The following is a 6,815-nucleotide window of genomic DNA, read 5'->3' as shown; positions in this document are numbered from 1 at the left end:
CGACAGGGCCAAGGCGATGGCAGCGATCGCTGCGCGCCGACCGTGGTGAGCCGCTCGTCGGCCAACAGCACCGGTATCGGTGCGATCCGCTGTGCCAGCTCGTCGGCCAGGTCGATGGCGTCCTGCGCCGATGGCCCGATGCGGTCGGCCAGGGTGCGCGGCAGCCCGACGATCACCTCGACGGCCTCCAGCTCAGCGGTCAACTCGGCCAGCCTGCGCAGGTGCTTGCCGGAGCGCTCGCGGCGCACGGTTTCCACCGGGGTGGCCAGGATGCCGTCGGGGTCGCTGGATGCGACGCCGATGCGCACCTTGCCGACGTCGATGCCGAGGCGCCGTCCCCGCTGCCGTTCAACCACTCAACCGACCCGCGCTATCGCGGCGATCTGGGAGCGCACGGCCTCAATCGCCGCGTCGATGCCGGTCGGATTCTTTCCCGAGCCCTGCGCGAGGTCGGCCTTGCCGCCGCCGCGGCCGTCCACGGCGGTGGCGAGCTGCTTGACCAGGTCGTTGGCCCGAAGCCCCAGATCTTGGGCGGCCGGATTGGCGGCCACCGCGTACGGCACCGTGCCGCCCTCGCCCTCGGCGATCAGGGCGACCACGGCGGGGTCGCTGCCCAGCTTGCCGCGGATGTCGCCGACGAGGGAGCGCAGGTCGGCCGCCGTCATCCCGCCCGACATCCGCTGCGCCACCACACGAACGTTACCGATCCGCTCGGCGCCCGCGGCGGCGTTGGTGGCGGCGGCGCGCGCGCCGGCCATCCGTGCGCGCTCGAGTTCCTTCTCCGCGGCCTTGAGCCGCTCCACCAGGTTGGCCACCCGGGCGGGCACCTCTTCGGAGGGCACCTTCAGCGACGACGCCAGCCCGGCCATCAGCGCCCGTTCCTTGGCCAGGTGGCGGAACGAGTCGAGCCCGACGTAGGCCTCCACGCGGCGGACCCCGGAACCGACCGAGGCTTCGCCCAGGATGGTCACCGGGCCGATCTGCGCGGAGTTGTGCACGTGGGTGCCGCCGCACAGCTCCAGCGAAAACGGCCCGCCGATCTCCACCACCCGCACCTCGTCGGGATAGCTCTCGCCGAACAGCGCGATCGCTCCCATCGCCTTGGCCCTGTCGAGCTGCTCGGTGAAGGTGTGCACCTCGAAGTCGGCCTGCACCGCCTCGTTGGTCACCTCTTCGATCTGGGTGCGCTGTTCCTCGGAAAGCGGCCCCTGCCAATTGAAGTCGAAGCGCAAATAGCCCGGACGGTTCAGCGAGCCGGCCTGAACGGCGTTGGGCCCCAGCACTTGTCGCAGCGCGGCGTGCACCATGTGGGTGCCCGAATGCCCCTGGGTCGCACCCCGGCGCCACCCCGGGTCCACCGCCGCGACGACGGTGTCACCCTCGACGAACTCCCCGGATTCGACGTTAACCCGGTGCACCCAAAGGGTTTTCGCGATCTTCTGCACGTCGGTGACCGCGGCGCGGGCGGACTCGTTGGCGCCGGTCCCGCTGATGGTGCCCTCGTCGGCGATCTGGCCGCCCGACTCGGCGTAGAGCGGGGTGCGGTCGAGCACTAGCTCGACGCGATCCGCCCCGTCGGTGCCGTGGGCTACGACCGGCACCCGCTTGCCGTCGGAAAAGATGCCCAGAATCCTTGCCTCGGAAGTCAACTCGTCGAATCCGGTGAACTCGGTGGGGCCGGCGTCGACCAGCTCGCGGTACGCGCTCAGGTCGGCGTGGGCATGCTTGCGCGCCGCCGCGTCGGCCTTGGCGCGCCGCCGCTGCTCGGCCATCAGTTCGCGGAAGCCGGTCTCGTCGACGCCCAGGCCGGCCTCGGCGGCCATCTCCAGGGTGAGCTCGATCGGGAAGCCGTAGGTGTCGTGCAGCGTGAAGGCGTCCGAACCGGACACCACGCCCGAACCCGCCGCTTTGGTCGCGCCGGCCACCTCGTCGAACAGCTTCGAACCCGAGGCCAGCGTGCGGTTGAACGCGGTCTCCTCCGCGACGGCGATGCGCCTGATCCGGTCGAAATCGGTGACCAGTTCGGGATACGACGGGCCCATTGCGTCGCGCACGGTGGCCATCAGTTCGCCGACGATCGGGCCCTCGATGCCCAACAGCTTGGCCGAGCGGATCACCCGGCGCAGCAGCCGGCGCAGCACGTAGCCGCGTCCGTCGTTGCCGGGACTCACGCCGTCGCCGATCAGGATCGCGGCGGTGCGGCTGTGGTCGGCGATGATGCGGTACCGCACATCGTCGTCGTGGTTGCCGACGTCATACCCGCGCGGGGCACGCGCCGCGACGGTGTCTATGACCGGCCGCAGCAGGTCGGTCTCGTAGACGTTGTGCACACCCTGCAGCACGAACGCGACCCGCTCGACGCCCATGCCGGTGTCGATGTTCTTGCGCGGCAACGGCCCCAGGATCTCGAAGTCGGCTTTGCCGGTGCCCTCGCCGCGCTCGCTCTGCATGAACACCAGGTTCCACAGCTCGACGTAGCGGTCCTCGTTGGCGATCGGGCCGCCCTCGACGCCGAACTCCGGCCCACGGTCGTAGTAGATCTCCGACGACGGGCCGCACGGCCCGGGGATGCCCATCGACCAGTAGTTGTCGGCCATGCCGCGGCGCTGGATCCGCTCCTCCGGCAGCCCGGCGATCTCCCGCCACAGCCCAAAGGCCTCGTCGTCGTCGAAATACACTGTGGCCCAAAGCCTTTCGGGGTCCAGCCCGTATCCGCCGTCGGCGAGCGGTTTGGTGAGCAGGGACCAGGCCAGCTCGATGGCCTCGCGCTTGAAGTAGTCGCCGAACGAGAAGTTGCCGGCCATCTGGAAGAAGGTGTTGTGCCGGGTGGTGATGCCCACCTCGTCGATATCCGGAGTGCGGATGCACTTCTGGATGCTGGTGGCCGTGGCGTACGGCGGGGTGCGCTGCCCCAGGAAGAACGGCACGAACTGGACCATGCCGGCGTTGACGAACAGCAAGTTGGGGTCGTCGAGGATCACCGATGCGCTCGGCACCTCGGTGTGACCCGCCTTCACGAAATGATCGAGGAACCTCTTCCTGATCTCGTGTGTCTGCACTTACGTTCGCTTCTTTCCGTGTCGCGTTGATTTTGCGGTGAATTTTGTATTGGCGTCGATTCCCAGCCTATTCGCCCGGATTGAAAGGCTGTTGCCTGGTGGCTAGCCCTCCAGAAAGCTCAACCGCACCGACCGCCGCGGATTGTCCCGGTTGAGGTCCACCAGCACGATGCTTTGCCACGTGCCCAGCAGCGGTTCACCGGCGGAGACCGGCACCGTCACCGACGGCGTGACGAGCGCCGGCAGCACGTGGTCGGCGCCGTGACCTTCGGAACCATGCGCGTGGCGGTAGCGGTCGTCGCGCGGCAGCAGCCGTTCGAGCGTGTCGACCAGATCGTCGTCGGAGCCGGCGCCGGTCTCGATGATCGCGACCCCGGCCGTCGCGTGCGGCACGAACACGTTGCACAGGCCGTCACCACAGCTGAAGCAGAACCTGCGAACCGCGTCGGTGAGATCCACGATGCGGCGACGCGCGGTGTCCACATTCAGCACATCGGTATGCACCCGGTCCAGCCTACGGGCGGGCGCCTGCGAGCGGCCAATCGATTGTGAGTGCTGCCACACCATTGCGGGTGCTCACCCGCAGGAGGAAGGTAGTGCGTGGACCGGTGGCGCCACCGGGGCGCTGCCCCGAGTAAGAGGGGGTGGATCGTGTACGCACGCTCTACCACAATCCAGGCGCAACCCTCGTCCATCGACGCCGGAATTGCGCATGTTCGCGATGAGGTGATGCCCGCGCTGCAAGGTATGCCGGGATGCGTCGGCGTATCCCTTTTGGTCGATCGCCGCTCGGGCCGGTGCATCGCCACCAGCGCCTGGGAAAGTGACGAGGCCTTGCGCGGCAGCGCGGACCACGTGACGCCGATCCGCGATCGGGCCGCGGAAATGTTCGGGGGCACGGCAGATGTCGAGCAGTGGGAGATCGCCGTGCTGCATCGCGACCACCGCGCGCCCGAGGGCGCGGGCGTGCGGGCGACGTGGGTCAAGGTGCCGGCGGACCAAATGGACCAGGGCATCGAGTACTACAAGTCGTCCGTGCTGCCACAGCTCGAGAGCCTCGACGGGTTCTGCAGCGCGAGCCTGCTGATCGACCGCGAGTCCGGACGCGGCGTGTCCTCCGCGACGTTCGACAGCGTCGACGCGATGGAGCGGAACCGGGACCGGGCAACCGAACTGAAGAACTCGTCGATGCAAGAGGTAAGCGGCGAGGAACTCGACGAGGGCGAGTTCGAGTTGGCGCTGGCGCACCTGCGGGTGCCCGAGCTGGTCTGATCGAGACCCATTGGTAGACCGGCCGAACCGGGCATCGGCCGGTCGCCAGACTGCGCGCCTCGCGCCCATTGCGACCGATAACCCGGAGGAGGAAGGTATCTGGTGGGACCGGTGGCGCCACCGGGGCGCCGCCCCGACAGAGTGAGGGGTCGATCGTGTACGCACGCTCTACCACCATCCAGGCGCAACCCTTGTCGGTCGACATCGGAATTGCACACGTTCGCGATGTCGTCACGCCCGCCCTGCAGGAGATGGACGGGTGCGTCGGAGTGTCGCTGTTGGTCGACCGCCAGTCCGGCACCTGCATCGCCACCAGCGCGTGGGAATCCATCGAAACGATGCGCGCCAGCGCCGAACGGATAGCGCCCATCCGTGACCGCGCCGCGCTGATGTTCGACGGCAGCGCGCGCGTCGAAGAATGGGACATCGCGCTGGTGCACCGCGACCACCCCTCCCGGGAAGGAGCATGCGTGCGGGCCACCTGGCTCAAGGTGGTGCCGGATCAGCTCACCCGCTCGCTGGACTTCTATCGCACGGCCGTCCTTCCGGAGATGGAGAACCTGGACGGGTTCTGCAGCGCCAGCCTGATGGTCGACCACCCGGCCTCGCGGCGCGCGGTGTCGTGCTCGACGTTCGACAGCCTGGAAGCGATGGCCCGCAACCGTGACCGTGCGACCGAGCTGCGCAGCAGGCGGGTGCGCGAGCTGGGCGCCGAGGTGATCGACGTCGTCGAGTTCGAGCTGGCCATCGCCGGCCTGCGGGTGCCCGAGCTGGCTTAGCTACGGCAGCGAATCCCCGGGGAACCCGCGGCAGGCGTGCACCTCGTAGGTGAACACGCCGGCCGCCACGCCCGGGTCGCCGTCCATGATCGCCGCGGTCTCGTCGACGGTCGCCGCGAACACCCCGACGCCGCACACGTCGGACCCGTCGGTGACCGGCAGCACCACCGGCAGCACGCCGTCGTCGCGCAGGGCGAAGTTGCGCCGCCCGTGCTCCCAGACGATGCCCGGTGCCGTGTCGTCGCCGAAGTTGGGCCCCCGCTTGAGGATGACGACACTGTATTCCTTCGCGGTGGGCAGCAGCCGGCCCATCTCCTCGTCGGTGAACGTCCTCATGGCCTCTTCCTACGGATGATCGCTCGCAGCCGGTCCAGTCGGCCGGCCATGTCCCGCTCGCCGCCGCGACCGGTGGGCCGATAGTAGTCGACCTCCACCAAATCGTCGGGCGGATATTGTTGTGCGACAACGCCGTCCGGGTCGTCATGCGAATACTTGTAGCCCTGCGCGTTGCCCAGTGCCGCCGCGCCGGAGTAGTGCCCGTCGCGCAGATGCGCCGGCACCAGGCCGGCCTTGCCCGCCCTGACGTCGTCCATCGCCGCGGCCAGCGCGGTGGTGACCGAGTTGGACTTGGGCGCGGTGGCCAGGTGGATGGTGGCGTGCGCCAGCGTCAATTGCGCCTCGGGCATGCCGATCAGCGCGACGGTCTGCGCGGCGGCGACCGCGGTCTGCAGCGAGGTCGGGTCGGCCATCCCGATGTCCTCGCTGGCCAGGATCAGCAGCCGGCGCGCGATGAACCGGGGATCCTCGCCGGCCAGCAGCATCCGGGCCAGATAGTGCAGCGCGGCGTCGACGTCGGAGCCGCGCACCGACTTGATGAACGCGCTGATGACGTCGTAGTGCTGATCGCCGTCGCGGTCGTAGCGGACCGCGGCTTTGTCGAGGGACTGCTCGATGGCCTCGACGGTGACCGGCTCCCCCTGCACCGCCTCGGCGGCGACCTCCAGCGCGGTGAGGGCGCGGCGGGCGTCGCCGGCCGCCAGTTGCACGAGCAGGTCGACGGCCTCGGGCTGCACCACGACCTGACCGCCCAGGCCGCGGGGGTCATCGATCGCCCGCTGCACCACCGTGCGGACGTCGTCGGCGCTCAGCGGCCGCAGCTGCAGGATCAGCGAGCGGGACAGCAGCGGCGCCACCACCGAGAACGACGGGTTCTCCGTGGTCGCCGCCACCAGCAGCACCACCCGGTTCTCCACCGCGGAGAGCAGGGCGTCCTGCTGCGTCTTGGAGAATCGGTGCACCTCGTCGATGAACAGCACCGTTTGCTGGCCGGAAAGGAGGGCCCTGCGCGCCTGATCTATGACGGCCCGGACGTCTTTGACGCCGGCCGACAAGGCCGACAGCGCCTCGAACCGGCGCCCGGTCGCCTGCGAGATCAGCGCGGCCAGCGTCGTCTTGCCGCTGCCCGGCGGGCCGTACAGGATGGCCGATGCCACGCCCGAACCCTCGACGAGGCGGCGCAGGGGCGATCCGGGTGCCAGCAGGTGGTCCTGCCCGACCACCTCGTCCAGCGACGCCGGGCGCATCCGCACCGCCAGCGGCGCGCCGGCTGACACGCCGACGTCGGGGTTGGTCGCCTGCGGGATCAGCGCGGCCAGCGTCGTCTTGCCGCTGCCCGGCGGGCCGTACAGGATGGCCGATGCCACGC

General features: G+C 69.5%; 7 protein-coding genes. 2 read left to right on the top strand and 5 right to left on the bottom strand.

Annotated features, from left to right (window positions below; translation table 11 throughout):
• The 3 genes from ruvX to A5736_RS07605 form a co-directional block, all read right to left on the bottom strand.
• Positions 1-356: Holliday junction resolvase RuvX (ruvX, locus tag A5736_RS07615; protein ID WP_076245417.1), on the bottom strand; the 356-nt coding region annotated here is incomplete at its 3' end.
• Positions 357-3,059 (bottom strand): alanine--tRNA ligase, encoded by a 2,703-nt coding sequence (gene alaS, locus A5736_RS07610; protein WP_076122990.1) that lies wholly within the window; start codon positions 3,057-3,059, stop codon positions 357-359.
• Positions 3,060-3,161: 102 nt separating this feature from the next.
• Entirely contained in the window at positions 3,162-3,551 is a 390-nt protein-coding gene (locus tag A5736_RS07605) for a secondary thiamine-phosphate synthase enzyme YjbQ (RefSeq protein ID WP_170874575.1), read from the bottom strand.
• Positions 3,552-3,710: 159 nt separating this feature from the next.
• Here A5736_RS07605 and A5736_RS07600 point away from each other — a divergent pair, with 159 nt between their 5' ends.
• Positions 3,711-4,331, top strand: a complete 621-nt coding sequence (locus A5736_RS07600; protein ID WP_076122989.1) for a putative quinol monooxygenase — start codon at positions 3,711-3,713, stop codon at positions 4,329-4,331.
• A 155-nt stretch (positions 4,332-4,486) separates the two neighbouring features.
• A complete protein-coding gene (locus tag A5736_RS07595) occupies positions 4,487-5,110 on the top strand; it encodes a hypothetical protein (protein ID WP_076122988.1) in 624 nt (207 codons plus the stop codon).
• Here the strand turns inward: A5736_RS07595 and A5736_RS07590 are convergent, their stop codons facing one another.
• Together A5736_RS07590 and A5736_RS07585 are read right to left on the bottom strand one after the other, a co-directional pair.
• Positions 5,111-5,446 carry a hypothetical protein gene (locus A5736_RS07590; protein WP_076122987.1) on the bottom strand — a complete coding sequence of 112 codons (336 nt, stop codon included), beginning with the start codon at positions 5,444-5,446 and terminating at the stop codon, positions 5,111-5,113. It abuts the gene before it with no gap.
• Positions 5,443-6,765 carry a replication-associated recombination protein A gene (locus tag A5736_RS07585; protein ID WP_076245419.1) on the bottom strand — a complete coding sequence of 441 codons (1,323 nt, stop codon included), beginning with the start codon at positions 6,763-6,765 and terminating at the stop codon, positions 5,443-5,445. Before A5736_RS07585 ends, A5736_RS07590 begins: the two co-directional genes overlap by 4 nt.
• Positions 6,766-6,815: the final 50 nt, after the last annotated feature.

The organism is Mycobacterium sp. SP-6446 (assembly GCF_001954045.1).
Classification (GTDB): Bacteria; Actinomycetota; Actinomycetes; order Mycobacteriales; family Mycobacteriaceae; genus Mycobacterium.
Note: the sequence above shows the minus strand (reverse complement) of the source record. Positions and strands in the feature narration are given on the sequence as shown.